The sequence below is a fragment of the Novosphingobium colocasiae genome, assembly GCF_014652555.1.
Lineage (GTDB): Bacteria > Pseudomonadota > Alphaproteobacteria > Sphingomonadales > Sphingomonadaceae > Novosphingobium > Novosphingobium colocasiae.
In genome coordinates this window covers 129,141-154,331 of record NZ_BMZA01000003.1, presented here as the reverse complement: position 1 = coordinate 154,331, position 25,191 = coordinate 129,141, and the positions used below count along the sequence as shown (strand labels likewise).

Sequence of the window (25,191 nt, the reverse complement as noted above, 5' to 3'; positions counted from 1 at the left end):
CGGCAGGGCCACGTTGCGAGCAATGGTTTCGCGCACCCCGCCCTCTCTTCCGCCGGAGATCACAGACTGGTTCACTGGCCGGGGCTGGCGGGTGCGTCACCACCAGAGCGAGATGCTGGCGGCGGACGATGCCGGCCTGCACGCCCTGCTGGTGGCCGATACCGGGGCGGGCAAAACACTGGGCGGGTTCCTGCCGACGCTGGCGGCGTTCTGCCCTTCGCGCACCGTCCAAACACCGGTGCCCGATGGCCTGCACACCCTCTATGTCTCCCCGCTCAAGGCGCTGGCGCATGACGTCCAGCGCAATCTGCTGACCCCGGTCGAGGACATGGGGCTGCCGATCCGCATCGAGAGCCGCAGCGGCGATACGCCGAGCGATCGCAAGGCGCGGCAGCGGGCCAAGCCGCCGCACATCCTGCTAACTACCCCCGAATCGCTCTCGCTGCTGCTGAGCTACCCGGAGGCACCGGCGATGTTCGCCGGGTTGCAACGGGTGGTGATCGATGAAGTCCATGCCTTTGCCACGGGGAAGCGCGGTGATCTGCTGGCATTGGCGCTCACCCGGTTGCAGGCGCTGTCTCCCGGACTGCGGCGGGTGGCGCTGTCGGCCACGCTGGCCGATCCCGACAGCTATCGCGGCTGGCTGGCTCCGTGGGGCGATATCGACAGCGTTGCCCTGGTGGAGGGCGAGCCGGGCGCGCCGCCCGATGTGGAAATCCTGCTGCCGGACGAGGAACGGGTGCCGTGGAGCGGCCACGCCGCCACCTGGGCGATCCCGCAGCTCATCGCCCAGATCGCAGCGCATCGCACCACCCTGATCTTCACCAACACCCGGTTCCTGGCCGAGTACATCTTCCAGTGTCTGTGGGATGCGAACGAGGGCAACCTGCCGATCGGCATACACCACGGCTCGCTCGCCAAGGAAGCGCGGCGCAAGGTGGAAGGAGCGATGGCGCGGGGCGAACTGCGCTCGCTGGTCTGCACCGCCAGCCTCGATCTGGGGGTGGACTGGGGCGATATCGACCTGGTGGTGCAGATGGGTGCACCCAAGGGATCATCACGGCTGCTGCAAAGGATCGGGCGCGCCAACCACCGGCTGGATCAGCCGAGCAAGGCGCTGCTGGTGCCGGGCAACCGCTTCGAGTTCCTCGAAGCCTTCGCCGCGCGCGAAGCCGTCCACCAGGGCCAGCGGGACGGCGATCCGTTTCGCCCCGGCGGGCTCGACGTGCTGGCGCAGCATGTCATGGCAACGGCTTGCGCCGGGCCGTTCCGCGAGGACGAACTGCTGGGCGAACTGCGATCGTCGCAGGCCTATGCCTGGGTGGACGGCGCGGTCCTCGCCCGGGTTCTCGATTTCGTGGCGACGGGCGGATATGCGCTGCGGTCCTACGACCGGTTTCGCCGGATCGTGCGCGAGCGGGACGGGACATGGCGGCTGGCCCACCCGGAATTTGCCGCCCGTCACCGCATCAACGCCGGGATCATCGTCGATGCCGAGATGCTCGACGTGCGCTTCCGCAACGGCCGCTCGCTCGGCAAGGTGGAGGAGAACTTCGGCGCCAGCCTGAAGCCGGGCGATACCTTCCGGTTTGCCGGGATGGACCTTGAGGTGGAAGCATTGCGCGATCTGGAGCTGGTGGTTCGCGCCGCGCGCAGTTCGGCGACCATTCCCAGCTACATGGGCCAGCGCATGCCGATCTCCACCCACCTTGCCGACCGCGTCCGTGCCATGCTGGCCGACCCTGCGGGCTGGGCGCGGTTCCCCGACGACGTGCGCGAATGGCTGGAAGTGCAGGCCTGGCGGTCGCACCTGCCTGCGCCGGGACGGCTGCTGGTCGAAAGCTTCCCGCACCGGGGGCTGGCCTATACCGCGTTCTATACGTTCGAGGGGTGGAACGCGAACCAGTCGCTCGGCATGCTGGTGACCCGGCGGATGGAGGATCGCGGGCTGGGGCCGCTGGGCTTCGTTGCGACCGACTATACGCTGGTGGTCTGGGGACTGCGCCCGGTGGACGATCCTGCCGCCCTTCTTTCACCCGACATTCTGGCGCACGAATTCGTCGATTGGGTGCAGCAAAGCTATCTGCTGCGCCGCGCGTTTCGCGAAGTGGCGGTGATATCCGGGCTGGTGGAACGCCAGCAGCCCGGCCAAGGGCGGTCCGGGCGCAAGTCCGGGCGGCAGGTAACCTTTTCGACCGACCTCATCTTCGATGTGCTGCGCAAGTACGAACCGGATCACGTTCTGATCGAAGCGGCCTGGGCCGACGCCCGATCCCGGCTGACCGATGTCGCTCGCGTCGCCGACGTGCTGGACCGGGCGGCACGAGAAGTGGACCATGTCCTGCTTGATCGGATCAGCCCGCTGGCGGTTCCTGCGCTATCGATGATCGGCCGCGAAAGCCTGCCGTCAGGCGCGGCGGACGACGACCTGCTGGAGGAAGCGGAATCGCTGGCCGCGCAGGCGATGCGGCTCGATCCGGCGGAACCTGCCGAGGGCGATTGAAGCTGGAAGGGCGGATCAAACAACAAAAGGGGCGGATCGCTCCGCCCCTCTCCCTGTCCCTTGCGGGACTATCCGGTAATCCAACTTACTTGTTGAATTCCGAAAATTGTTCGTTGCCCACGAAGCCGAACTTCGTGACCTGCGAGAACTTGATGATGTTCAGCACCTTGGCCGACAGGTCATAGCTGGCCTGCGGATCGGGCTGGAACTGCAGTTCCGGCTCGGTGGGCAGCTTGGTGCTGTCCTTGAGCGTGGTGAGGAGCTGCTCGGGGTTGATGGGGTTACCGTTCCAGAGGATCTTGTTGTCCACCGAGATCGTAACCTTGTTCCGCACCGGATCGATCGGCGGGGGCGGAGTCGTTGGGGGGGTTGCCTGCGGAAGATCGATATCGACCGAGTTCGTCGCAACCGGGATGGTGATGATGAACATGATGAGGAGAACGAGCATGACGTCGATCAACGGCGTCGTGTTCATTTCCATCATCGGCGAGCCATCATCCTTGCCGCCTGACATTGCCATGGGAAGTTACTCCTTTCCTGCGCGTCAGCCGTTCGGATCGACGGCGTTCGAGATGAACCCGACCGTCGGATAGCCCGAAATCTGCACGTTGTAGATCGCCCCGGCGATGCAACGCCACGGGGCGTTGACGTCACCGCGGATGTGAACCTGCGGAATGAGATCCGGGTTGCTCATCATGGCTTCCGGACCGCCCGCGCGCTTCACGATCGCGTCAAGGCGCTTGAACGCCTGGTCGCGAAGTTCCGACGAACTGACAGGGGTGATGTTGTTGAAGTAGACGCGGCATTCGCCGTTACGCGATGCGCCTTCGAAGCCGGGCTCGCCGGCACTGCGCCCGGCGTTGTCGGTGGTCGAAACGGTGAGGAGCAGGTTTTCGACCTTGTCCTTCGATTCAACCGACGCGAACACCGGGATACGCAGCTTTTCGATCGTCTGGATCGCGACCGGAACCGCGATAAGGAAGATGATCAGCAGCACCAGCATGACGTCGACGAGCGGCGTCGTGTTGATGTCGGACATCGGTGTCTCTGCACCGCCTCCGCCACTGGATATCGCCATAGTCTTATCCTAATCCTTGCATTGCCTTGAGAGGGGAGGGACCGCGGCATGCGCACGGTCCCTTCCTCTTGCCCGGGAAGTGCGGCGCGGGACTGCGCCGTCCTTCCCGCAAACCGATTACGGCTTGGCCGGAGCGGCGGGCTTCGCCGGAGCAGCAGGCTTGGCAGCCGGAGCAGCCGCAGCGGCGGGCTTGACGGCACCCTTCGAGCTGATGTTGGCCAGCACGTCGCTCGAGAAGCCGGTCAGCAGTTCGGCGATGCGCTTGTTGCGAGCCTGCAGGTAGTTGTAGGCGAGCACCGCCGGAACGGCGACGAGCAGACCGATGGCGGTCATGATGAGAGCTTCACCAACCGGACCGGCGACCTTGTCGATCGAGGCCGAACCGGCGAGACCGATGGCGATCAGCGCGCGGTAGATGCCGACCACGGTACCGAACAGACCGATGAACGGGCTGGTAGCGCCGACGGTGGCGAGGAACGGCAGACCGGCGGCCAGACGCGCGTTGATCGACGCTTCCGAGCGCGACAGCGAGTTGTGCATCCAGTCGTGCGCTTCAAGAGCGTCGGTCATGCGGGCATGCTGGTCTTCAGCCGAGAGACCATCGTCGACGAGCTGGCGCCAGGCGCTGTTCTTCTCGAGCTTGGTGGCACCTTCGCGCAGGGTCGGCGCGCGCCAGAACGTGGTGCGGACGCCTTCGTACTGCTTCAGGATCTTCGACTGTTCCATCCACTTGGTGAACAGGATGTAGAACGAGCCGAACGACATGATGGCGAGGATCGCGGCGACCGCGAGCGCGATGTAGTTCGGTTCCCCGCCCGGGAACATCATTTCCATGAAGCCGAACTTGTTCTGGGGTGCCGCTTCGCCGGCGGCGGCAAGGATATTAGTGATAAGCATGCGAAAATTCCTCTCAAGAAGAATGCAGGATGGTGGCCGGGCCGCAGCCCTGGCCGCTGGCCAATTGGATCAGTTGAGCTTGTAGACGATCGCGGTCGAGTAGGAGCCCGAGGTCGGGCTACCGGCATCGTCCAGCGCCGGGTTGAACCGCGCATAGCGGGTCATGCCGTCGCACGCGGCCGAGTCCAAATCGCTGTTGCCGCTGGAGCTGGAAACCGAGCACCCGGAAACCCGTCCGTCCGGACCGATGGTGACGCGCACACCGACGCGGCCCTCGATATTGTCGCGCGCAGCGCGGGTCGGATAGTTTTCCTGGATGCGCGAAGCCCAGCCTGCCTGGCCCTTGGGACTTGCACCCTTCGCCTTTGACGGCGCGGGGGGCGGCGGCGGCGGAGCAGCCGTCGGAATCAACACGGGCGGCGGCGGCGGAGCCTCCGTCACCGTCTGCACCACCGGCGGGGCCGGGGCGATGTTGATCTGCGGGGGCGGTGCCACGATCGGCGGCGGCGCCTGATCCTGCTTGGGAGGCGGCGGCGGTGGCTCTTCCTCCTTCGGCTTCTCTTCCTCGATGTCCACGGTCGTCACCTTGGCGATGACCTTCTTCGCGGCCTCAAATGCGAGGCCGGTCACGAGGGCATAGCCCACGACGACGTGGATCAACGCGACAATGACAAGTGCGACAACCTTGTTGCCGCTCATTTGCTGGTCAGCGTAAGCCATTCAGACGCATCACTCCATAATCAAGCCCCGGACAGACATCCGGGGCGCCCACGGCCCCCGACCGAAATCGGAGCCCATGACGAAACACATTGTACCCACCCTGACGGCTGACGATCACCCCGCTCGCTGCGCGCTGAATGAGCAAGGAACCGTTGGAGGCGTTTTTATCGCCCCATTTTTTGAGTTTCCTTAGCGGCGATGCCCCACCCGTGCAACGCCTTATCGGCGTCAGCCGCGTTAACGGGAAATTCAGCCCCCGGGGCGCGAACTCGGCAGGCTATGGTTTCCCATTCTGCAGCGTGATGATTATAAGGTAACTAAGTTTTTTCACGGAGATCGTCGGATATGGTGCGCAGCAAAGCCGTCCTATCGAGCATTTTCCTCGGCTTATCCGCCACTCTTGCGACGGGGCCCGCTTTTGCCCAGCCGGTCCTGCCGGCTGCCCAGGCGGCTGCCCAAGGGCTTTCCTATGCCGATCTGGTCGATCTTTCGGCGGCATCGGGACTGGTCATCAAGGCCACCATCAGGCGCATGACCGAGGTGCCACGGCAGCGTGCGCCCGACCTTGCTCCGGGTCTGGGACGCTTCTACATCGAGGCCGATACGCAGGCCCTGCTGGCCGGCAAGACGGCAATCGGCGAATCAGTAAACTACCTTGTCGATCTGCCGCTCGATGCGCGCGGCCGGGCGCCGAAGTTGAAGAAAGCGCAAGTGCTGCTCTTCGCGCTGCCGGTGCCGGGCCGCCCCGCCGACATCCAGCTTTTGTCATCGGCAGCCCAACTGCCCTGGAGCGAAGTGCGCGAACAGCAGGTGCGCCAGATCCTCGCCGATCTGGCCGCGCCCGACGCCCCGGCTGAAGTCACCGGAGTACGTGAACTGCTTTACGTTCCCGGCGATCTTGCCGGCCAGGGCGAGACGCAGGTGTTCCTGACAACGAAGTCCGGCACCGCCGCATCGATCACCGTTCATCATGAGCCGGGCGCAGCGCCGGTCTGGGGCGTCTCCTTCTCCGAACTGGTGGCCGAACTGGGCCACCCGCCGCAGCGCGATACGCTAGGCTGGTATCGCCTGGCCTGCTTCCTGCCCAACGTGCTGCCGCCCGCGCTCAATGTGTCGGAAAGCTATGCCTCGGTCCGTCAGGCGGACGCGGATTATCGCATGGTGCTGGGCGAACTAGGGGTCTGTACTCGCACCCTGCCGACGATACCCTGATAGATCGCGCAGCCGCGCGAAGGCTCTGGCAATTCCCGGCCTGCTCGCTTAGGGCGCGCAGCCGAAAGGGATTACCATGGCTGAACCGCTGAACGTCGCGCTTGCTGGGCTGGGAACCGTCGGATCGGGCGTTGTCCGGCTGATCGAAACCAATGCCGAACTGATCGCGCGGCGCGCGCGCCGGCCGATCCGCATCACCGCCGTCAGCGCCCGCGACCGGACCAAGGATCGCGGGGTCGATCTTTCCGGCTATGCATGGGAAGACGATCCGCTGGCGATGGCCGAGCGCGCTGATGTCGACGTGGTGGTCGAACTCGTCGGCGGGTCCGATGGCCCGGCGCTGGCCCTGGGCCGCAAGACGATCGCCAACGGCAAGGCGCTGGTCACCGCCAACAAGGCGATGATCGCGCATCACGGCATCGAACTGGCTACGGCGGCCGAGCAGAACGGGGTCGCTCTGAAGTTCGAGGCGGCCGTGGCGGGCGGCATCCCGGTCATCAAGGGCCTCAGCGAAGGTGCGGCGGCCAATGCGATCGACCGCGTTTATGGCATCCTCAACGGCACCTGCAATTACATCCTCTCCACCATGGAGGATACCGGGCGCGATTTCGCCGATGTCCTCGCCGATGCCCAGCGCATGGGCTATGCCGAGGCTGATCCCAGCTTCGACATCGAAGGCATCGATGCTGCGCACAAACTTTCGATCCTGGCGGCGATCGCGTTCGGCTCGCGGCTGCGCTTCGATGCGGTGGATACCATGGGGATTTCGCGTGTCCTGGCCGCTGATATCGCCCAGGCGGACTCGCTGGGCTATGTGATCCGCCTGATCGGCATGGCCGGGATAGACCGCAGCGACGGCACCCCGCGCCTGTTCCAGCGGGTGCGCCCGCACCTTGTCCCGTTCGACCACCCGCTCGCTCATGTCGACGGGGCCACCAACGCGGTGGTGGCGGAAGGCAACTTCATGGGCCGGCTGCTGTTCCAGGGCCAAGGCGCGGGTGACGGCCCGACCGCGAGCGCGGTGGTGGCCGACATCATGGACATCGCGCGCGGCGAAAAAGGTGCTGCATTTTCCATGCCCGCCGGCGAACTGGAAGCGATGGAAGCGGCCCCCACCGGCCACCGCGTCGGCCGCTCCTACATTCGTTTCGTGGTGGCCGACCGGCCCGGCGTGCTGGCGGAGATCACCGCGGCAATGCGCGACACCGGCGTGTCCATCGAAAGCCTGATCCAGAAGGGCCGCGGCGAGGAAGAGGGCAGCGTGATCGTGTCAATGGTGACGCACGAAGTTCCCGAACAGGCGGTGACGCAGGCCATGCGCATCCTCGAAGGCGCGGACAGCATCAAGGCCGCGCCGCTGGTGATGCAGATCATCGAGGCCTGACCGCTGACCCGCCGCAGCGACCGCGAACCGATCAGGGCGCGCGCAGCTCTCCCTTGGCGATCTTGTCGGCGTCCGAACCCTTGGGCGGCGGCGGAATATCGGCCAGATCGATGATCAGCGGCACGTTGACAGAGCCGAACCCGAAGGTCTTCTTGCCCTTGAAGATGCCGGCCCCGGCAACGTCAGGGGTGTGCAGCATGCCATTATCCAGCGCCTCGCGCGAGTTGGGATCAGACTGGGCGGTCGATTCGACCCGGTTGCTGCTGTCATCCTGGGCACAAACGACGATCTCGCCGCGCTTCACCGGTTCGGCGCAGCGCCGGCGCACCTTGTCAGGGGTGACGCGGCCGGTTCCCATCATGTTTTCGGCGATCGCCCGGTCAGCATCGGTCACTTGCGCCGTCGCCGGCCCTGCCATTATTGCTGCACTTGCGAAAAGAATGAGCCGAGTTCTCGACAATTCAGTTTCCTCTGTCTAAGCGGTCCCAAACCCTTCCCGCCTCGGATCTCTTCCGGAGACATCATGTCTGAAGCAAATACTCCCGCAAGCAAAGTCCTTGATCGCGTCCTCGTCCTGGAACTCGTCCGGGTGACCGAGGCCGCCGCCATCGCCGCGTCTCACCTCATCGGCCGGGGCGACGAGAAGGCCGCCGACCACGCTGCGGTCGAGGGCATGCGCCGGGCGTTCGACGAACTCTACATGGACGGCACCGTCGTCATCGGCGAGGGTGAGCGCGACGAGGCACCGATGCTGTTCATCGGCGAAAAGGTCGGCGGTGCCCCCGGGCGCGGTCCCAAGATCGATATCGCGCTCGATCCCCTGGAAGGCACAACCATCTGCGCCAAGGCCGGCCCGAACTCGCTGGCAGTGCTCGCCGCTGCCGAAGAAGGCGGCCTGCTCAACGCGCCCGACGTCTATATGGACAAGCTGGCGGTCGGCCCCGGCTATCCCGAAGGCATCATCAGCCTCGACAAGTCGCCGACCGAAAACGTCCAGGCGGTCGCCGCCGCCAAGGGCGTGAAGCCCGAAGACATCATCGTGTGCGTGCTGGATCGTCCGCGCCATGCGGAACTGATCGCCGAACTGCGCGGGCTGGGTTGCGGCGTCGTGCTGATCGGTGACGGCGACGTTGCCGGCGTGATCGCGGTGACGGACGAGAACACCACCATCGACCTCTACATGGGTTCCGGCGGCGCGCCGGAAGGCGTGCTGGCTGCGGCGGCACTGCGCTGCGTCGGCGGGCAGTTCAACGGCCGCCTGCTGTTCCGCAACGATGACGAGCGCGCCCGCGCCCGCAAGTGGGGCATCGACGATCTCAACCGCATCTACAAGCTGGAAGACCTCGCCAAGGGCGATTGCATCTTCGCTGCCACCGGCGTCACCGACGGTTCGCTGCTGAAGGGCGTGAAGCACTTCAAGACCGGCAAGATGACCACCGAAAGCGTGGTGATGCGCGCCAGTTCGGGCACCGTCCGGTGGATCAAGGGCGAGCACCTCAAGGGCAAGGACGTCTGATCGTTCAGATCACACGCCGGTCCTGAAAAGCCGGGCCCGCCTCTGGCGCGGCCCGGCTTTTTCATGCTCGCCGTGGAGCGATGCCGGGCGAGATGAGCCGGTTCGTGGCCCGCCATGGCTGCGAAAAACCCGGCGTCCTCTATTGCATTACCAAGACGCATCACTAGAGGCCTTCACCGATCAAACGCCTGCACGCGGGCCTCGGGGATTCGCCATGAAAATCATGTCCGGCAACAGCAACCTGCCGCTCGCACGCGCGATCGCGGGCTATCTCGAACTGCCGTTGACCGACGCCAGCGTGCGCCGTTTCGCCGACGAGGAAATCTTCGTCGAGATCCACGAGAACGTGCGCGGCGAGGATGTGTTCATCGTCCAGCCGACCAGCTACCCCGCGAACGACAACCTGATGGAACTGCTGATCTGCATCGACGCGCTGCGCCGCGCCTCGGCCAAGCGGATCACGGCGGTCGTCCCGTATTTCGGCTATGCGCGTCAGGATCGCAAGCCCGGCCCGCGCACGCCGATCTCGGCCAAGCTGGTGGCCAACCTGATCACCGAAGCGGGCGCCGACCGCGTCCTGTCGGCTGATCTGCACGCCGGCCAGATCCAGGGCTTCTTCGATATCCCGACCGACAACCTCTATGCCGCGCCGGTCATGGCCGCCGATATCCAGGCCCGCTACGGCGACCAGTCGCTGATGGTGGTATCGCCCGATGTCGGCGGCGTGGTTCGTGCCCGCGCGCTGGCCAAACGGCTCGACAACGCCCCGCTGGCCATCGTCGACAAGCGCCGCGACAAGCCCGGCCAGTCGGAAGTGATGAATATCATCGGCGACGTGAAGGGGCGCGCCTGCATCCTGATCGATGATATCATCGATTCGGGCGGCACCCTGTGCAACGCGGCCCAGGCATTGATGGACGCCGGCGCGGTGAGCGTGACAGCCTATATCACGCACGGCGTCCTGTCGGGCGCGGCGGTCTCGCGGGTGAACAACTCCGCGCTCAAGGAACTGGTCATCACCGATTCGATCCTGGCGACCGACGCGACCAAGAATTCCGATCGCATCCGGGTTCTGACCATTGCCCCGCTGATCGGCGAAGCGATTCGCCGGATCGCGGACGAAAGCTCGGTCAGCTCGCTGTTCGACTGAGCGGGCTTTACTGCCAGGGCCGGCTTGCGCCCGGCTCCAGCCGCCGCAGCGCTTCCAGCCGGTACGCCTGACGCGATTCGAGTGCCAGCGTCAGGATCGGCTGCGGCGTTGCCATGAACTGGCGCGGCGGCATCCCGAAGAATTCGGTGAATTCGCGGCTGAGGTGGCTTTCATCGTAATAACGAAGCGCCAGTTGATCGCCCTCTTCCGGTTCGGCAACGCCGCGCAGCAGGCTGGCCATGTCGATCGCCCGGGCGCGGCGCATGACCTGCTTGGGGGCCATGCCGAAATCGCGGTGGCACAGCCGTTCGAGCCGGCGGCGTTCCACCCCGCATTCGCGCGCGGCATCGCTGACCGTCATCGCCGGATCGCGCAGGATGATATTCTCGAAATGCGCTGAAACCGGATCCGGCCGCGCGCATCGGCGACGCTCGATCAGCCTCAGCAGACGACCTTCCAGAATACGCAGCCAGTTTTCGGGGCTGTCCTGTGGATCAAAGCTGTCGAGCAGGGCATCGCCCTCGCCGGTGATGGTGCAGACATTTTCCAGCCGGTCGAGATAGTCCCCCACCTTGATGCCGTTCATCGCCTGCAGCGCGCCGGGGCGATAGGACGCGCCGACGCTGATGAAGCTGCCCTTCACCGTCACCGGCATGATCCGGCTTTGCGGACCGAACAGCAGCGCCGCGCGATCGTGCGCGCGGAGGCCGTCGGCGGTCTGCGCCGTCCACTCTCCCGCCAGTTGCACGCGCAGGCACGCCCAGTCGTTGAACAGGCCGCAGGACAGCACATAGTCCGCAGGGACGGAAACCTTGGTTACGTAAAGGCGCGCGATCCATGGAGCCAGTTCGGCCACCGGCGCGCGATTGTACGATAGCGGTTGGCCCCGGCTTGTAACCCCTTCTGCAGGGGATACTGCATCGTCAAAAGCAGGTCTGTTCTTGCGATGCATACCAAGCTCATGGGGGGTGTGAATGACTTTGGCAATAATAGGCTTTGCATATCTGCGGTGCAAAGCCCCTTATCTTCCGGGATTCATGTCAAATTGTGTTATGAACTTACAAGACGTTCATCCTTGGCGGTGGTACAGCGAACCCTTGGCCTTGACCTTGGGCGTCGCCGGTGGCCTTAGGGCAGGATGAAGATCGAACAGGAACTGGCTCTGGCGATGCGCCTGGCCGACGCCGCCGGGGAAGCCATCCGCCCGCACTTTCGCAGCCTTGCGGATACCGAGCGCAAGGCCGATGCCTCGCCGGTGACAGTGGCCGATCGTGCCGCCGAGGAAGCGATGCGCCGCATCCTGCGGGCCGAAGCCCCGCGCGACGGCATCATCGGCGAGGAATTCGGCACCGAGGAAGGCAACTCCGGCCGGACCTGGGTGCTCGATCCGATCGACGGCACGGTGTCGTTCATCGGCGGCCGGCCGATCTTCGGCACGCTGATCGCGCTGCTGGTGGATGGCTGGCCGGTGCTGGGGCTGATCGACCAGCCGATCCTGCGCGAACGCTGGGTCGGAGCCAGCGGCCTGCCCACCACCTTTAACGGCCAGCCGGTCCGCACCAGAGCATGTTCGACGCTGGCGCAAGCGATGCTGGCGACCACCGGGCCGCACTACTTCGACGATCACCAGGGCCAGCATTTCATGGCGCTGGCGGCGCGGACCGATCATCGCCGGATGATGATGGGTGGCGATTGCTATAATTACGGCCTGCTCGCCAGCGGACAGATCGACGTGGTGTGCGAAGCCGGGCTCAAGCTGCACGACTGGGCGGCGCTGGTGCCGGTGGTTGAGGGGGCCGGCGGCACCATGTGCGACTGGAACGGCGATCCGCTCCATGCCGGGTCCGACGGTCATGTCATCGCGCTGGGCGATCCGGCGCGGCTGGAGGATGTGATCGAAGGCCTGGCCTGCGATCACTGAGGCACGGCTTGACCAAGCCCCGGCGGTTCTTCTTCTACGGCACGCTGGCGGGGACAGCAGACAATCCCTTCGCCGCCATCGTCAAGCGCCACATGCGGCTGGTCGGACCGGCGCGCATCACCGGACGGCTTCATGCGGTGCCGACGGCGCAGGGCTGGTATCCGGTGCTGAGCCGCGCGCCCGACGGCGTGGTGACGGGTCGCCTCTACGCCGCCCGCCCCAGCTTCACACCGCGCCTGCTGGCGCTGATAGACGGTTATGAGGAATGCCGCCTCGGCAACCGCGCACGATCGGCCTACTGGCGCGAAACGGTCGCCGTAGCGCGGCCCGGCAAGCGGTCGATCACTGCGCAGGTCTACCGGTTCGATGGCCCCCTGCCGCGCAGCGCACAGGCGATACGGGGGGGCAGCTTCGAAGGTTGGCTGGCAGCGACCGGCCATCGGCCGTATCGGGTCCGGCGCGGCAGCTTCGTTTAGCCCCGCCCCCCTTGTAAATGCGCAAGTTTCCCCGGTACACCGGCAGGATCCGGGGCAGGAGGAGAAACGGGGCGTGCGTATCGCGAGACTTACCGGCGGCGCGATGGCCGCGCTGCTCGCGCTGGGTGCCGGCCCCGCCTTCGCCACGTGCAGCACCGCCCCCGCGCCGCAATCGCTCCCCGATGACGCTTCGCCGCTGGATCGCCAGTTCGCCGGTCTGATCACCGCCGACCGCTTCAGCGATGCCGCCGGGCAAGCCGAGCGCTGGCGCGCGTTCATTCGCGATCTCAAGCGCAAGGGCAATCCCGATCCGGCAACGCTGGTCCAGGCACAGACCTGGCTGGCGTGGTCGTTGGACTATTCCGATCAGGTCGATCAGGCGCAGGTCGAAGGCAAAGAGGCGCTGCGGCTGATCGAGGCCAACGGCCTGCAGGAAAGCCGGCTGGCAACCGATGCGCTGTCAGTCATGACATCGGTGCTGGCGGATGGTGGCCACGTTGCCGAGGCGGGCGATTCGGCGACCCGCGCACTGGACCTTGCCGAGCGGCTGTTCGGTGCCCAGTCGGCCGAAGCCAGCTTTGCCCATAATGGCCTTGGCACCGTGGCCTATGCACGCGGGCACTACGCCGATGCCGAGCGCGAATACGGCATCTCCGCCAGCCTTGCGGTCCAGTGCCTGCCGCCGGGAGACGCGATGATCGTCAACCAGCTCGCATCGCACGCGGGCACGCTCTACATGATCGGACGGGTGGAAGATGCGTTGGACGAGGGTCAGCGCGCCGCCAAGTGGGCGCTGACCAACCTGCCCGAATCGAACCCGACGGTAACCCTGGCACTGGGCAACCTCGGCGCACTGTACAGCGCCACCGGTCGCTATGCCGAAGCCGAGGCCGCCTTGCACAAGGTGGTGGACCTTGAAGGCATGTACCAGACGGAAAGCTGGTTCTACCGGGCGATATCGCTGTCCAACTATGCGCATGTGCTGTTCTCGCTCGACCGGGTCGAGGAGGCGGAGGCGCTGTGGCTGGCCTCGCTCGATTTTCACCAGAAGGCGACCATCAAGCGCGATCCGATCAGCCCGGCCTTCCCGCTTCGCTTCGCCGCCGACGCCGCCGAGGCACGGGGCGACATCGGGCTGGCGCTGGAGCGGCGGCAACGCGCCGCCGATATGATCGACGCCGCTGCCCCTGCCGACAATCCCGAGCGGGCCCGGACCCGGCTGGAACTGGCGATGACGATGCTGCTTGCCGATCGCCCGGCCGAAGCGCTGGCGATGGCCACTCCGGCGATCACCGTGGTCCGTGCCAAGTACGAAGAGAGCGATACGCGCCGGCTGTCCGCCGAGATCGCCTATGCCCGCCTGCTCGGCCGCAACGGCAGGACGGCCGAGGCTTATGATCTGGGCAGCCACTTCGCCGCGCTGGCCGAAACCCGGCTGCTCGATGCTTCGACCAGCCGGGGCGATCTGGTGCGCTGGGGCCCTGCCTTTTCCGCCAGCTTCTCCGCCATGACCGAGCTGGCACTGGAAAGCGGCAGGCCGGACGAGGCGTTCCGCTATCTCCAGCTTGCCAACTTGTCCGACGTCGTGCTGGTCACCAGCGAAGTCGCCGCGCGGGCGGCCGCATCTGACCCCCGCACCGCCGAAAAGATCCGCGAGTTTCAGGATCGTATCCGCCAGCGCCAGACACTGGACCGCGAACGCGCCTTCGCGATAGGCGCGGGCGATGCCGCCGAGATCGCGCAACTGGCCGCGCGGATCGAGGAAAACGACGCCGCCATCGCCCGGGCCGGCGATGAACTGGACCGGCTAGCGCCGCAGTATCGCCAATTGGGCCGCCCCGCGCCGATCGCGCTGGCCGATTACCGCGCCAGCCTTTCGCCTCGCCAGGCGCTGATCGCCCCGCTGGCGCTGGACAATGCGATCATCACCCTCGTCGTCAACCGCGACGGGCTGACCTGGAGCCGGGTGGCTTCGCCGCGATCGCAGGTCCAACGGCAGATCAAGGCGCTGCGCGCCTCGGTCGAGAGCCGCAACGACCCGACCGTGCCCAAGGCGTTCGACTATGCCGACGCGCGCACGCTGTACCAGACGCTGTTCCCGGCCGGCAGCGAAGCCGCGCTCAAGGGACGCCCGGAGCTGCTCTATTATGCGTCGGGCGCACTGGCGACGGTGCCGCCGGCGCTGCTGATCGCTGCCGACCTCCCCACTGACACGACCAGGGTCGAACCCGCCAAGGTGGCCTGGCTGATCCGCAGCCGATCGGTCAGCGTGCTCGCCTCGCTGCGCCCGATCACCGGCCCGTCGCGCACCAGCGCCAATGCCGGCCGCTTCCTCGGGCTGGGCGACCCCGATCTGGCTGTCGTCTCCGCGGACCCCCGGTTTGCCGGCCTGCCAGAGCTTCCCGCCGCCGCCACGGAACTTGCCGATATCGGTGCCGCAGTCGGCCGCAAGGGGGCCGATATCCTGACCGGCGCGGCGGCAAGCGAGCAGGCGCTGCGCACCCGCGACCTGACCCGTTACGGCGTCATCGCCTTTGCCACGCATGGTCTGGCCGGGGGGGACCGGCCGGGGCTGGTGGAACCCGCGCTGGTCCTGAGCCCGGCCGCAGCCCCCACCCCCGGACCCACGCCCGGCCCGGCAACCGACAGCGACGGCTTGCTGACCGCGTCCGAGATCACGCAGTTGCGGCTTGATGCGGACTGGGTGATCCTGTCCGCCTGCGACACTGCCAGCGGCACCGACGGGCAGACGCTGGGCGGCCTTGCCGCCGCCTTCATCCATGCCGGTGCCCGCTCGCTGCTGGTATCGCACTGGCCGGTGCGCGATGATGCCGCCGCCCGGCTGGTGCGCGATACGGTGCGCGGCAAGGCCAGGGGCCTGACCGAGGCCGAAGCCCTGCGGCAGGCGCAGCTCCGGCTGATAGACGGGACCGACATCGCCGATGGGGCCGATCCGGCATTGTGGGCCCCGTTCGTGCCGGTCGCCCCCTGACGGCGCGGGCACCCTTGCCCTTGCTTTTGCCGGGTTCGTGCATTAGGGGCCCGCGCTTCGAACGACGCGATAGGGTCTCGTGACACACGATGATTCGCGGGTCGGCCTGGCGAAAAGGGCTGCCACGGCCGGCGGGACGCGTCCTGACCAAGGAGACGAAAATGCCCAAGTTGAAGACCAAGAGCGGTGTGAAGAAGCGCTTCAAGATCACCGCCACCGGCAAGGTGAAGCACGGCGTCGCCGGCAAGCGCCACCGCCTGATCAGCCATAACGGCAAGTACATCCGCCAGAACCGCGGCACCGAAGTGATTTCGGACGCCGACGCGAAGGTGATCAAGAAGTGGGCGCCCTACGGGCTGAACTGAGGAGCGCTGACAGATGAGCCGTATCAAGAGGGGTGTCACCACCCGCGCCAAGCACAAGCGGATTCTGGAACAGGCCAAGGGCTTCCGGGGTCGTCGCAAGAACACCATCCGCGTTGCCCGCCAGGCCGTCGAAAAGGCCGGCCAGTACGCGTATCGTGACCGCAAGAACAAGAAGCGCACCTTCCGTGCCCTGTGGATCCAGCGCATCAACGCCGCTGTCCGCGCCGAAGGCCTGACGTATTCGCAGTTCATCCACGGCACCAAGCTGGCCGGGATCGAACTGGACCGCAAGACGATGGCCGACCTTGCGATGAACGAAGGCGGCGTGTTCGCTGCCGTCATCGCCCAGGCAAAGGCTGCGCTGCCGGCCGCGTAAGCTGACGGCACGGATTGCGTCCTTGACGGGATAGAGAGGGGCGTGGCCGGCAATTGCTGTCCACGCCCTTTCCATGCAATTCTTCAACTTTCTTCCACGCTTCGTCATTCCCGCGAAAGCGGGAACCCATCTCCGGACAGTGCCGATGCGCGACGCCTTTCAGCCGGCAGTTTATCTCTTGGCTTCGCGCCGTCAGGGCAGGCTCTACGTCGGGTTCACGTCAAACCTGCTGCAGCGGCTACATCAGCACCGGGAAGGCTTGATCGCGAGCTTCACAAAAGACTACGGCGTCCACCGACTGGTCTGGTTCGAGCACCACGCGACGATGGAACATGCGATCGTGAGGGAAAAGCGGATAAAGAAGTGGAATCGATCCTGGAAGATCGAGTTGATTGAAAAGGCCAATCCGGACTGGCGCGATCTTGCGCTGGACCTCGGCTTCGAACCGCTGCCACCGCAGCGTCTCGCTTGAAGCATGGGCAGGAGATAGGTTCCCGCTTTCGCGGGAATGACGAGGATTATGATGGCAAGTGAACTTGACGTCGCCGCACGGCGCACTCTCGACGAGATCGCCGCGACAACCACCCTCGATGCCTTGGAGGCCCTGCGTGTTGCGTTGCTGGGCAAACAGGGCTCGATCTCCGGCCTGCTCAAGACGCTCGGCAAGATGACGCCGGAAGAGCGCACGATCGAGGGACCGAAGATCCACGCCCTGCGCGAAAGCGTCACCGCGGCGCTGGCGGAGCGCAAGATCGCGCTCGAAAGCGCCGCGCTCGAAGCCCGGCTGGCCGCCGAGACGATCGATCTGACCCTCCCCGCCCCCGATGCCCCGCGCGGCAGCGTCCATCCGATTGCGCAAGTGATGGACGAGCTGGCCGAAGTGTTCGCCGACCTTGGCTTCGCGGTCGCCACCGGCCCAGAGATCGAGGACGACTGGCATAACTTCACCGCGCTCAACATGCCCGAAAGCCATCCCGCGCGGGCGATGCACGATACATTCTACTTCCCCGACCGCAACGAAGCGGGCCGCGAGATGCTGCTGCGCACGCACACCTCGCCGGTGCAGATCCGCGCGATGATCGCGCAAGGCGCGCCGCTGCGGATCATCGCGCCGGGCCGGGTCTATCGTTCCGACAGCGATGCCACCCACACGCCGATGTTCCACCAGATCGAAGGGCTGGTCATCGACAAGGGCATTCATCTGGGCCACCTCAAGTGGACGCTGGAAACCTTCCTCAAGGCCTTTTTCGAGCGTGACGACGTGGTGCTGCGCCTGCGCCCGTCCTACTTCCCGTTCACCGAGCCTTCGGTGGAAGTGGACGTGGGCTATACCCTCATCAACGGCAAGCGCGTGATCGGCGGCAGCGGCGATGCCAGTGGTGGCGGCTGGATGGAAGTGCTGGGTTCGGGCATGGTCAACCGCAAGGTCATCGCGGCCGGCGGCCTGGACCCGGATGAGTGGCAGGGCTTCGCCTTCGGCACCGGCGTCGACCGGCTGGCCATGCTCAAGTACGGCATGGACGACCTGCGCGCCTTCTTCGACGGCGATGCCCGCTGGCTTTCGCATTACGGCTTCGCCGCGCTTGACGTGCCGACCCTTTCGGGCGGCGTCGGCACGCCCGCCTGAACTGAGAGCGGACAAGGATACCCGACATGAAATTCTCGCTCTCGTGGCTCAAGTATTTCCTCCAAACAGACGCCTCGCTCGAACAGATCGCCGGCAAGCTCAACGCCATCGGGCTAGAGGTGGACGGCATCGAGAACCCGGCGGAAAAGCTGGCCGGGTTCCGCGTGGCCCGCGTGCTGACCGCCGCGCGCCATCCCGATGCCGACAAGCTGCAAGTGCTCACCGTGGACACCGGAGACGGCGCGCCGCTGCAGGTGGTGTGCGGTGCGCCCAATGCTCGGGCCGGGCTGGTCAGCGTGCTGGGCCTGCCGGGCGCGGTGGTACCGGCCAACGGCATGGCGCTGAAGAAGGCGGCTGTTCGCGGCGTCGAATCGAACGGGATGATGTGTTCGACCCGCGAACTGGAACTGGGCGACGATCACGACGGCATCATCGAACTGCCGCAAGACGCGCCGGTCGGCACCGCGTTTTCGGACTATCACGGTGCCGATCCGGTGCTGGACGTGGCCATCACGCCGAACCGGCCCGATTGCATGGGCGTTTACGGCATCGCCCGCGATCTGGCGGCGGCGGGGCTTGGTACGCTCAAGCCGTTTACGGTACCGCCGGTGGCGGGGGCTTTCCCCTGCCCAGTCGAAATCCGCACGGACGATGCCGAAGGTTGCCCGGCATTTTACGGCCGGGTGATCAAAGGCGTGACGAACGGCGCTTCGCCGGAATGGATGCAGGCGCGGCTCAAGGCCGCCGGGCAGCGGCCGATTTCGGCGCTGGTGGACATCACCAACTACGTCATGCTCGCCTTCGGCCGCCCCGCTCACGCCTATGATCTTGCCAGGCTGAACGGCGCGGTCGTGGCCCGCCGGGCCAAGGACGGCGAAGAGGTCGTCGCGCTGAACGAGAAGACCTATGTCCTCGACAGCGCGATGACGGTGATCGCCGACGACAGCGGCGTCCATGACATTGCCGGGATCATGGGCGGGGCGCATTCGGGCTGCTCCGAAAGCACCACCGACGTGCTGCTGGAGATCGCCTATTTCGATCCGGAGCGCATCGCCGCGACCGGGCGCAAGCTCAACCTCACATCGGACGCGCGCGGCCGGTTCGAGCGCGGCGTGGACCCGGCGTTCCTCGATGTCGGGCTCGACATCCTGACCGACCTGATCCTGCGGATCTGCGGCGGCGAGGCGTCCGAAGTGGTGCGCGCCGGTGCCGCGCCGACGACGCCGAACATCATCCACTTCGATCCGGCGCTGACGCAGGCGCTGGGCGGGGTGGCAGTATCCCCGAACGAACAGCAGCGCATTCTCGAAGCGCTCGGCTTCTCGCCGGTCATTACGCAGGACGGCTGGGCGATCAGCGTTCCCGGCTGGCGTCCGGACGTGGGCGGCGCGCCCGATATCGTCGAGGAAGTGGTGCGCATCCACGGCATCGACCGGATCGCGAGCGTGCCGCTGCCGCGCGCGGACGGCGTGGCGCTGCCCACCGCCACCCCGGCCCAGAAGCTGGAACGCCGCCTGCGCCGCGCTGCCGCCGCGCGGGGAGCGAACGAAGCGGTCACCTGGTCGTTCCTGCCGGTTGCCGAGGCCGAGGTCTTCGCGCTGCCCGACCAGCCGCTGTGGATTCTTGCCAACCCGATCAGCGAGGACATGAAGGCGATGCGGCCGTCGCTGCTGCCGGGGCTGCTGTCCGCCGCCCGGCGCAACCTCGATCGCGGTGCCGCCAGCCTGCGGCTGTTCGAGATCGGCCGCCGCTATCTGCGCGCCGCAGACGGGTCGAGCGATGAGCGGCTGTCGCTCGCGGTCGTGCTGGCCGGGGACAAGGCACCGCGTGGCTGGGCGACCGGCAAGGCCGCGCCGTTCGACGCTTTCGACGCCAAGGCCGAAGCGCTGGCGCTGCTGGCCGAGGCGGGTGCCCCGGTCGACAAGCTGCAAGTGATGGGCGAGGCCGGGCCGCAGTTCCACCCCGGCCAGTCCGCCACGCTGCGCCTGGGCCCCAAGACCGTGCTGGCCCGCTTCGGCATGGTCCACCCGGCCACCGCCCGCCGGTTCGACATCGACGGCCCGGTCGCCATGGTCGAGCTGTTCCTCGATGCGATCCCCGGCCGCAAGGGCGCGGCGACCTTTGCCCGCACCCATTACGCGCCGCCCGCTTTGCAGGCCGTGAAGCGCGACTTTGCGTTCCTGGTGCCGCTGGAGGTGCCGGCGGGCGATCTCGTCCGGCTGGTGCAGGGGGCGGACAAGGCCAACATCGTCGCGGCGCGGCTGTTCGACGATTTCCGGGGCCAAGGGGTTCCGGAAGGGCAAAAGTCGCTCGCCCTCGAGGTCACCCTGCAGCCCTTGGAAAAGAGCTACAAGGACGAAGACCTCAAGGCGGTGACCGAGAAGGTCAAGGCAGCGGCGGCCAAGCTGGGCGCGGTGCTGCGGGGCTGAACGGAACGGAGAACGTCGGTGACTGACGGGACTTTCGCAACCATCACCTCCGGCGATCTCACGGCACGGATCAACCTGCTCGGGGCCGAGCTATGGTCTTTGACAGACCGCCGTGGCCGCGAGTTCATGACTGATGCCGATCCGGCATTCTGGACCGGCCACGCGCCCGTGCTGTTCCCGATCGTCGGCGCGGTGCGCGAGGATCGCATGCGCGTGGACGGCCAAGAGTTCACCCTGACCAAGCACGGGTTCGCCCGCCGGTCACTGTTCGCGCTGGAAGAATCGGAAACCAACAGCGCGCGGCTGGTCCTGCGCGATGACGCGCAAACGCGCGCGGTCTTCCCGTTCGCCTTCGAGCTGGAGCTGGCCTTCGTGCTGGAGGGGGCCTCCCTGCGCATGACGGCCACGGTGCGCAATGCGGGCAGCACCACCCTGCCCTTCAGCTTCGGCTTTCACCCCGCGTTTGCCTGGCCGCTGCCCGGCGGCGCGCCCAAGGCCGATCATGTGATCGCCTTTGCCGAGGCCGAACCGCAGGACGTGCGGCGGATCGATCCCGGCAGCGGACTGCTGCTGGCCGAGACCTTTCCCACCCCGGTCGCAGGCCATCACCTGCCGCTCAATGCCGCGCTGTTCGAGGCAGACGCCGTGATCTGGGACCGCCTGAACAGCGCCGCGCTGACATATGGTGCGCCGGGCGGGGCGCAACTGCTGGTGGAGTTTCCCGATACGCCGATGCTCGGCCTGTGGCAGAAGCCCGGGGCGGCCTATCTGTGCATCGAGCCGTGGCAGGGAATTGCCGATCCGGTCGGCTTTTCGGGCGATCTTGCCGCCAAGCCGGGCATACTATCGCTCGCCCCGGGGGCCGAGCACGTGATGCGCATGAACGTGACGGTGCTTTCCGCAGACTGACCCCGGCAAGGAGTTGACCCCATGAAAACCGCTCTTATCACCGGTGCCACGTCGGGGATCGGCGAAGCCTGCACCCGCGCGCTGATCGACGGCGGCTGGCGGGTGATCGGCACCGGCCGGCGGGCCGAGCGACTGGACGCCATGACTGCGGAATTCGGAGCCGAGCGTTTCCACCCCTGCCGGTTCGACGTCCGCGACGAAGCGGCGCGCGATGCCGCGCTGGATGCCCTGCCCGAGGCGTTCAGGCAGATCGACTGTCTGGTCAACAACGCCGGGCTGGCGCTGGGCACCGGCCCCGCGCAGACCGCCGACCTTGCCGGGTGGAAGACGATGATCGACACCAACATCACCGCGCTGGTCTCGTTCACCCACAAGCTGCTGCCCGCGCTGATCGAGAGCCGGGGCTCCATCGTCAACCTGTCGTCCGTCGCGGCCAGCTATCCCTATCCCGGCGGCAATGTCTATGCCGGGTCGAAGGCGTTCGTGCGCCAGTTCAGCCTGGCGTTGCGCTCCGATCTTTCGGGGACCGGGGTGCGGGTGACATCGATCGAGCCGGGGATGGTGGAGACCGAGTTCACCGTCATCCGCACCGGCGGCGATCAGTCCGCATCGGACGCGCTTTATGCCGGGGTCGATCCGCTGACCCCCGCCGATATCGCCGAAATGGTGCTGTGGGTGGTGAGCCGGCCGGCGCGGGTGAACATCAACGCGATGGAAGTGATGCCGGTGAACCAGGCGTTCAGCCCGTTCCAGGTCTATCGTGGCACCTGAACGTGCGCCGTAAAGTTGCGGTCGGCGGCGCGCGGCTCTAAAGGCGCGAGCCATGAGCCAGACCCGCCGCACTTTCGCGATCATCTCCCACCCCGACGCCGGCAAGACCACGCTGACCGAAAAGCTGCTGCTGCAAGGTGGCGCGATCCATCTGGCCGGCGAAGTCAAGGCGCGCGGACAGGCCCGCCGCGCGCGGTCTGACTGGATGAAGATCGAGCAGCAGCGCGGGATTTCCGTCACCAGCTCGGTCATGACCTTCGAACGCGAGGGGATCACCTTCAACCTCCTCGACACCCCGGGCCACGAAGACTTTTCCGAAGATACCTATCGCACGCTGACCGCCGTCGATTCGGCGATCATGGTGATCGACGCCGCCAAGGGCATCGAGCCGCAGACCCGCAAGCTGTTCGAAGTGTGCCGCCTGCGTTCGGTCCCGATCATCACCTTCATCAACAAGGTGGACCGAGAGGGGCGCGCCTGCTTCGACCTCATGGACGAAGTGGCTGACAAGCTGGCACTGGACGTTTGCCCGATGTCCTGGCCGATCGGCATGGGCGGGCAGTTCCAGGGCATTCTCGATCTGGACAGCCGCAAGGTCAGCCGGCCCGAAGGCCCCAGCCGCGAATTCCTCGGCACGGTGGAGGAAGGCGTCACCCTGCCCGACGATGTGGCGGAGGAACTGGAGCTGGCCGAAGCGGGCTACCCCACCTTCGACATCGACGCCTATCGCGGCGGCGACCTGACACCCGTCTTTTTCGGATCGGCGCTCAAGAACTTCGGCGTCAGCGAACTGATCGACGCCATCGCCCGCTTCGCCCCGCCGCCGCGCCCGCAGCCTAGCGAAGCCGGGACGATCGAGCCGGACAATGCCGAGGTGACCGGCTTCATCTTCAAGGTCCAGGCCAATATGGACCCGATGCACAGAGACCGCATCGCCTTCATGCGGCTGGTTTCAGGCACCTTCAAGCGCGGGATGAAGTTGACCCCATCGGGCCTTGGCAAGCCGATCGCGGTCCATTCGCCGATCCTGTTCTTTGCGCAGGACCGCGAACTGGCCGATAGCGCCGAGCCCGGCGATATCATCGGCATTCCGAACCACGGCACCCTGCGGGTGGGCGATACGCTGTCCGAACGCAATCAGGTGCGCTTTACCGGCCTGCCCAACTTCGCGCCCGAAATCCTGCGCCGCGTCGCCTTGAAGGACCCGACCAAGACCAAGCAGTTGCGCAAGGCCCTCGACGACCTGTCTGAGGAAGGGGTGATCCAGGTGTTCTATCCCGAGATCGGCTCGCAATGGGTGGTCGGCGTGGTTGGCCAGCTCCAGCTCGACGTGCTGATCAGCCGGCTGGAGGCGGAGTACAAGGTGGGCGCCACCTTGGAAGCGGCCCCCTTCGATACCGCGCGCTGGCTCAAGGGAACGGACAAGGCGCTGAGTGACTTCGCCGAGTTCAACAAGATGAACCTTGCGCGCGACCGCGACGGCGATCCGGTGTTCATGGCCCGCTCCGCGTGGGATGTGAACTACCAGCAGGAACGCAACCCCGACCTGACGTTCTGCGCCACCAAGGAGCGGTGACGCGACCGGCAGGAAACACCCGGCGCTGCGATCCGTTTGTCAGGCTTGTCCTGCAACGCAAATCCGGGTCTGATCGCCTGCCGTGAAGTTGAAAGTCGCCAGTTACAACATCCACAAGGCCGTCGGCACCGACCGGCGGCGCGATCCGCAGCGCGTATTGTCAGTGCTGCGCGAGATCGACGCCGATATCGTCGCGCTGCAGGAAGTGGATCGCCGGTTCGGCCGGCGCATGGCGGTCCTGCCGCTCGACCTGATCCACGAAGCGACGCCTTATGTGCCGGTTCCGCTGACGATGAAGCCGGATAGCCTGGGCTGGCACGGCAATGCGCTGCTGGCACGGCGCGACATCGATCTGCTGGAAGCCTGCGCGGTGCCGCTGCCGACGCTGGAGCCGCGCGGCGCGGTGCGGGCGGACTTTGCCGTCGGCGGCCATCGCATCCGTGTGGTCGGCATGCATCTTGATCTGTCAGGCCTGCGCCGGCGCAACCAGATCAGCAGCGTGCTGGCGCACATCGGCGGGTGTGCCGCGCCCTGCCCGACCGTGATGATGGGCGATTTCAACGAATGGGCCACGCACGGCGGCTGCTTTCGCGCGTTCGACGATGACTGGCGCGTGCTGGCCCCGGGGCGCAGCTTTCCGTCTGTCCGCCCGGTGGCCCAGCTCGACCGCATCGTCGTCTCGCGGCACTGGAACGGGGTGACCAGCCGGGTCCACCACAGCGCACTATCTACATCCGCATCGGATCATTTACCGGTTCTGGCCGAGATAAATTTGCCTAATTTTTAGGCAACTGCACGCGAATCGGGCGACATTATGGCCGAATTCTGCGGCAACCTGAGGGAACCTCCGTTGATTTATTGCCAATAAGTAAATTGGCACAGGCCTTGCTTCGTAGGTTGGTAGCCGGCGCTGGGCCGGTGGCTAACAGGGGATAGGCATGAAGTTCATCATAGCCATCATCAAGCCCTTCAAACTCGACGAAGTTCGTGAAGCACTGGGCTCGATCGGCGTTGCCGGGATGACCGTGTCCGAAGTGAAGGGTTTTGGGCGCCAGAAGGGGCAGACGGAAATCTACCGTGGTGCCGAATACTCCACCAACATGCTGCCTAAGGTGAAGATCGAAGTCGCCGCTCAGGACGACCTCGCACCCAAGATCGTCGAAACGATCCAGCAGGTGGCCAGCACCGAAGCCATCGGCGACGGCAAGATCTTCGTTCTCGACCTCGCTTCCGCCGTCCGCATTCGCACTGGCGAATCCGGCGACACCGCGCTCTGAGGAGGGTTTTCA

General features: G+C 66.1%; 24 protein-coding genes. 18 read left to right on the top strand and 6 right to left on the bottom strand.

Features of this window, described 5'->3' with window-relative positions; all coding sequences use genetic code 11:
- Positions 1-22: 22 nt before the first annotated feature.
- Positions 23-2,503: a ligase-associated DNA damage response DEXH box helicase gene (locus IE122_RS06915; RefSeq protein ID WP_189620382.1), complete on the top strand. Its 2,481-nt coding sequence runs from the start codon at positions 23-25 to the stop codon at positions 2,501-2,503.
- A gap of 85 nt (positions 2,504-2,588) precedes the next feature.
- Here IE122_RS06915 and IE122_RS06910 read toward each other — a convergent pair whose 3' ends face one another.
- From IE122_RS06910 to IE122_RS06895, 4 genes are all read right to left on the bottom strand, one after another.
- Positions 2,589-3,023 (bottom strand): ExbD/TolR family protein, encoded by a 435-nt coding sequence (locus IE122_RS06910; protein WP_189620381.1) that lies wholly within the window; start codon positions 3,021-3,023, stop codon positions 2,589-2,591.
- A gap of 24 nt (positions 3,024-3,047) precedes the next feature.
- The gene (locus IE122_RS06905) at positions 3,048-3,581 is read right to left on the bottom strand and encodes an ExbD/TolR family protein (RefSeq protein ID WP_189620380.1); all 534 of its coding nucleotides are present in this window, start codon (positions 3,579-3,581) and stop codon (positions 3,048-3,050) included.
- Positions 3,582-3,698: 117 nt separating this feature from the next.
- Positions 3,699-4,478: a MotA/TolQ/ExbB proton channel family protein gene (locus IE122_RS06900; protein WP_189620379.1), complete on the bottom strand. Its 780-nt coding sequence runs from the start codon at positions 4,476-4,478 to the stop codon at positions 3,699-3,701.
- 69 nt (positions 4,479-4,547) lie between these two features.
- On the bottom strand, positions 4,548-5,198 hold the full coding sequence (locus IE122_RS06895; RefSeq protein WP_189620378.1) for a TonB family protein: 651 nt from the start codon (positions 5,196-5,198) through the stop codon (positions 4,548-4,550).
- A 345-nt stretch (positions 5,199-5,543) separates the two neighbouring features.
- Here IE122_RS06895 and IE122_RS06890 point away from each other — a divergent pair, with 345 nt between their 5' ends.
- On the top strand, positions 5,544-6,410 hold the full coding sequence (locus IE122_RS06890; RefSeq protein ID WP_189620377.1) for a hypothetical protein: 867 nt from the start codon (positions 5,544-5,546) through the stop codon (positions 6,408-6,410).
- Positions 6,411-6,486: 76 nt separating this feature from the next.
- Positions 6,487-7,794, top strand: coding sequence for a homoserine dehydrogenase (locus IE122_RS06885; RefSeq protein ID WP_189620376.1), 1,308 nt, complete (start codon positions 6,487-6,489; stop codon positions 7,792-7,794).
- Positions 7,795-7,825: 31 nt separating this feature from the next.
- Here IE122_RS06885 and IE122_RS06880 read toward each other — a convergent pair whose 3' ends face one another.
- Complete coding sequence (locus IE122_RS06880; RefSeq protein ID WP_229813858.1) at positions 7,826-8,212, bottom strand: hypothetical protein; 387 nt, start codon at positions 8,210-8,212, stop codon at positions 7,826-7,828.
- A 105-nt stretch (positions 8,213-8,317) separates the two neighbouring features.
- Between IE122_RS06880 and glpX the strand changes: the two genes are divergently transcribed.
- Positions 8,318-9,310 (top strand): class II fructose-bisphosphatase, encoded by a 993-nt coding sequence (gene glpX / locus IE122_RS06875; protein ID WP_189620375.1) that lies wholly within the window; start codon positions 8,318-8,320, stop codon positions 9,308-9,310.
- A 214-nt stretch (positions 9,311-9,524) separates the two neighbouring features.
- The gene (locus tag IE122_RS06870) at positions 9,525-10,460 is read left to right on the top strand and encodes a ribose-phosphate pyrophosphokinase (protein WP_189620374.1); all 936 of its coding nucleotides are present in this window, start codon (positions 9,525-9,527) and stop codon (positions 10,458-10,460) included.
- Between the two features lie 7 nt (positions 10,461-10,467).
- Here the strand turns inward: IE122_RS06870 and IE122_RS06865 are convergent, their stop codons facing one another.
- Positions 10,468-11,412, bottom strand: coding sequence for a helix-turn-helix domain-containing protein (locus IE122_RS06865; protein WP_189620373.1), 945 nt, complete (start codon positions 11,410-11,412; stop codon positions 10,468-10,470).
- A 186-nt stretch (positions 11,413-11,598) separates the two neighbouring features.
- Here IE122_RS06865 and hisN point away from each other — a divergent pair, with 186 nt between their 5' ends.
- The 13 genes from hisN (at position 11,599) to IE122_RS06800 (ending at position 25,179) form a co-directional block, all read left to right on the top strand.
- Positions 11,599-12,381, top strand: a complete 783-nt coding sequence (hisN, locus tag IE122_RS06860) for a histidinol-phosphatase (RefSeq protein ID WP_189620372.1) — start codon at positions 11,599-11,601, stop codon at positions 12,379-12,381.
- A gap of 8 nt (positions 12,382-12,389) precedes the next feature.
- Entirely contained in the window at positions 12,390-12,857 is a 468-nt protein-coding gene (locus IE122_RS06855; RefSeq protein WP_189620371.1) for a gamma-glutamylcyclotransferase family protein, read from the top strand.
- 73 nt (positions 12,858-12,930) lie between these two features.
- Positions 12,931-15,849 (top strand): CHAT domain-containing protein, encoded by a 2,919-nt coding sequence (locus tag IE122_RS06850; protein ID WP_189620370.1) that lies wholly within the window; start codon positions 12,931-12,933, stop codon positions 15,847-15,849.
- 161 nt (positions 15,850-16,010) lie between these two features.
- Positions 16,011-16,214 carry a 50S ribosomal protein L35 gene (gene rpmI / locus IE122_RS06845; RefSeq protein ID WP_156840769.1) on the top strand — a complete coding sequence of 68 codons (204 nt, stop codon included), beginning with the start codon at positions 16,011-16,013 and terminating at the stop codon, positions 16,212-16,214.
- A 13-nt stretch (positions 16,215-16,227) separates the two neighbouring features.
- Positions 16,228-16,590: a 50S ribosomal protein L20 gene (rplT, locus tag IE122_RS06840; protein ID WP_189620369.1), complete on the top strand. Its 363-nt coding sequence runs from the start codon at positions 16,228-16,230 to the stop codon at positions 16,588-16,590.
- 145 nt (positions 16,591-16,735) lie between these two features.
- Entirely contained in the window at positions 16,736-17,062 is a 327-nt protein-coding gene (locus IE122_RS06835) for a GIY-YIG nuclease family protein (RefSeq protein WP_189620541.1), read from the top strand.
- A 51-nt stretch (positions 17,063-17,113) separates the two neighbouring features.
- Positions 17,114-18,217, top strand: coding sequence for a phenylalanine--tRNA ligase subunit alpha (gene pheS / locus IE122_RS06830; protein WP_229813856.1), 1,104 nt, complete (start codon positions 17,114-17,116; stop codon positions 18,215-18,217).
- A 26-nt stretch (positions 18,218-18,243) separates the two neighbouring features.
- A complete protein-coding gene (gene pheT / locus IE122_RS06825) occupies positions 18,244-20,646 on the top strand; it encodes a phenylalanine--tRNA ligase subunit beta (protein ID WP_189620367.1) in 2,403 nt (800 codons plus the stop codon).
- An 18-nt stretch (positions 20,647-20,664) separates the two neighbouring features.
- Positions 20,665-21,555: an aldose 1-epimerase family protein gene (locus tag IE122_RS06820; protein ID WP_189620366.1), complete on the top strand. Its 891-nt coding sequence runs from the start codon at positions 20,665-20,667 to the stop codon at positions 21,553-21,555.
- 21 nt (positions 21,556-21,576) lie between these two features.
- Positions 21,577-22,326, top strand: a complete 750-nt coding sequence (locus tag IE122_RS06815; RefSeq protein ID WP_189620365.1) for an SDR family NAD(P)-dependent oxidoreductase — start codon at positions 21,577-21,579, stop codon at positions 22,324-22,326.
- A gap of 52 nt (positions 22,327-22,378) precedes the next feature.
- Entirely contained in the window at positions 22,379-23,902 is a 1,524-nt protein-coding gene (locus IE122_RS06810) for a peptide chain release factor 3 (RefSeq protein ID WP_189620364.1), read from the top strand.
- Between the two features lie 82 nt (positions 23,903-23,984).
- Entirely contained in the window at positions 23,985-24,689 is a 705-nt protein-coding gene (locus IE122_RS06805) for an endonuclease/exonuclease/phosphatase family protein (protein ID WP_189620363.1), read from the top strand.
- Positions 24,690-24,840: 151 nt separating this feature from the next.
- The gene (locus tag IE122_RS06800) at positions 24,841-25,179 is read left to right on the top strand and encodes a P-II family nitrogen regulator (protein WP_189620362.1); all 339 of its coding nucleotides are present in this window, start codon (positions 24,841-24,843) and stop codon (positions 25,177-25,179) included.
- Positions 25,180-25,191 lie beyond the last annotated feature (12 nt).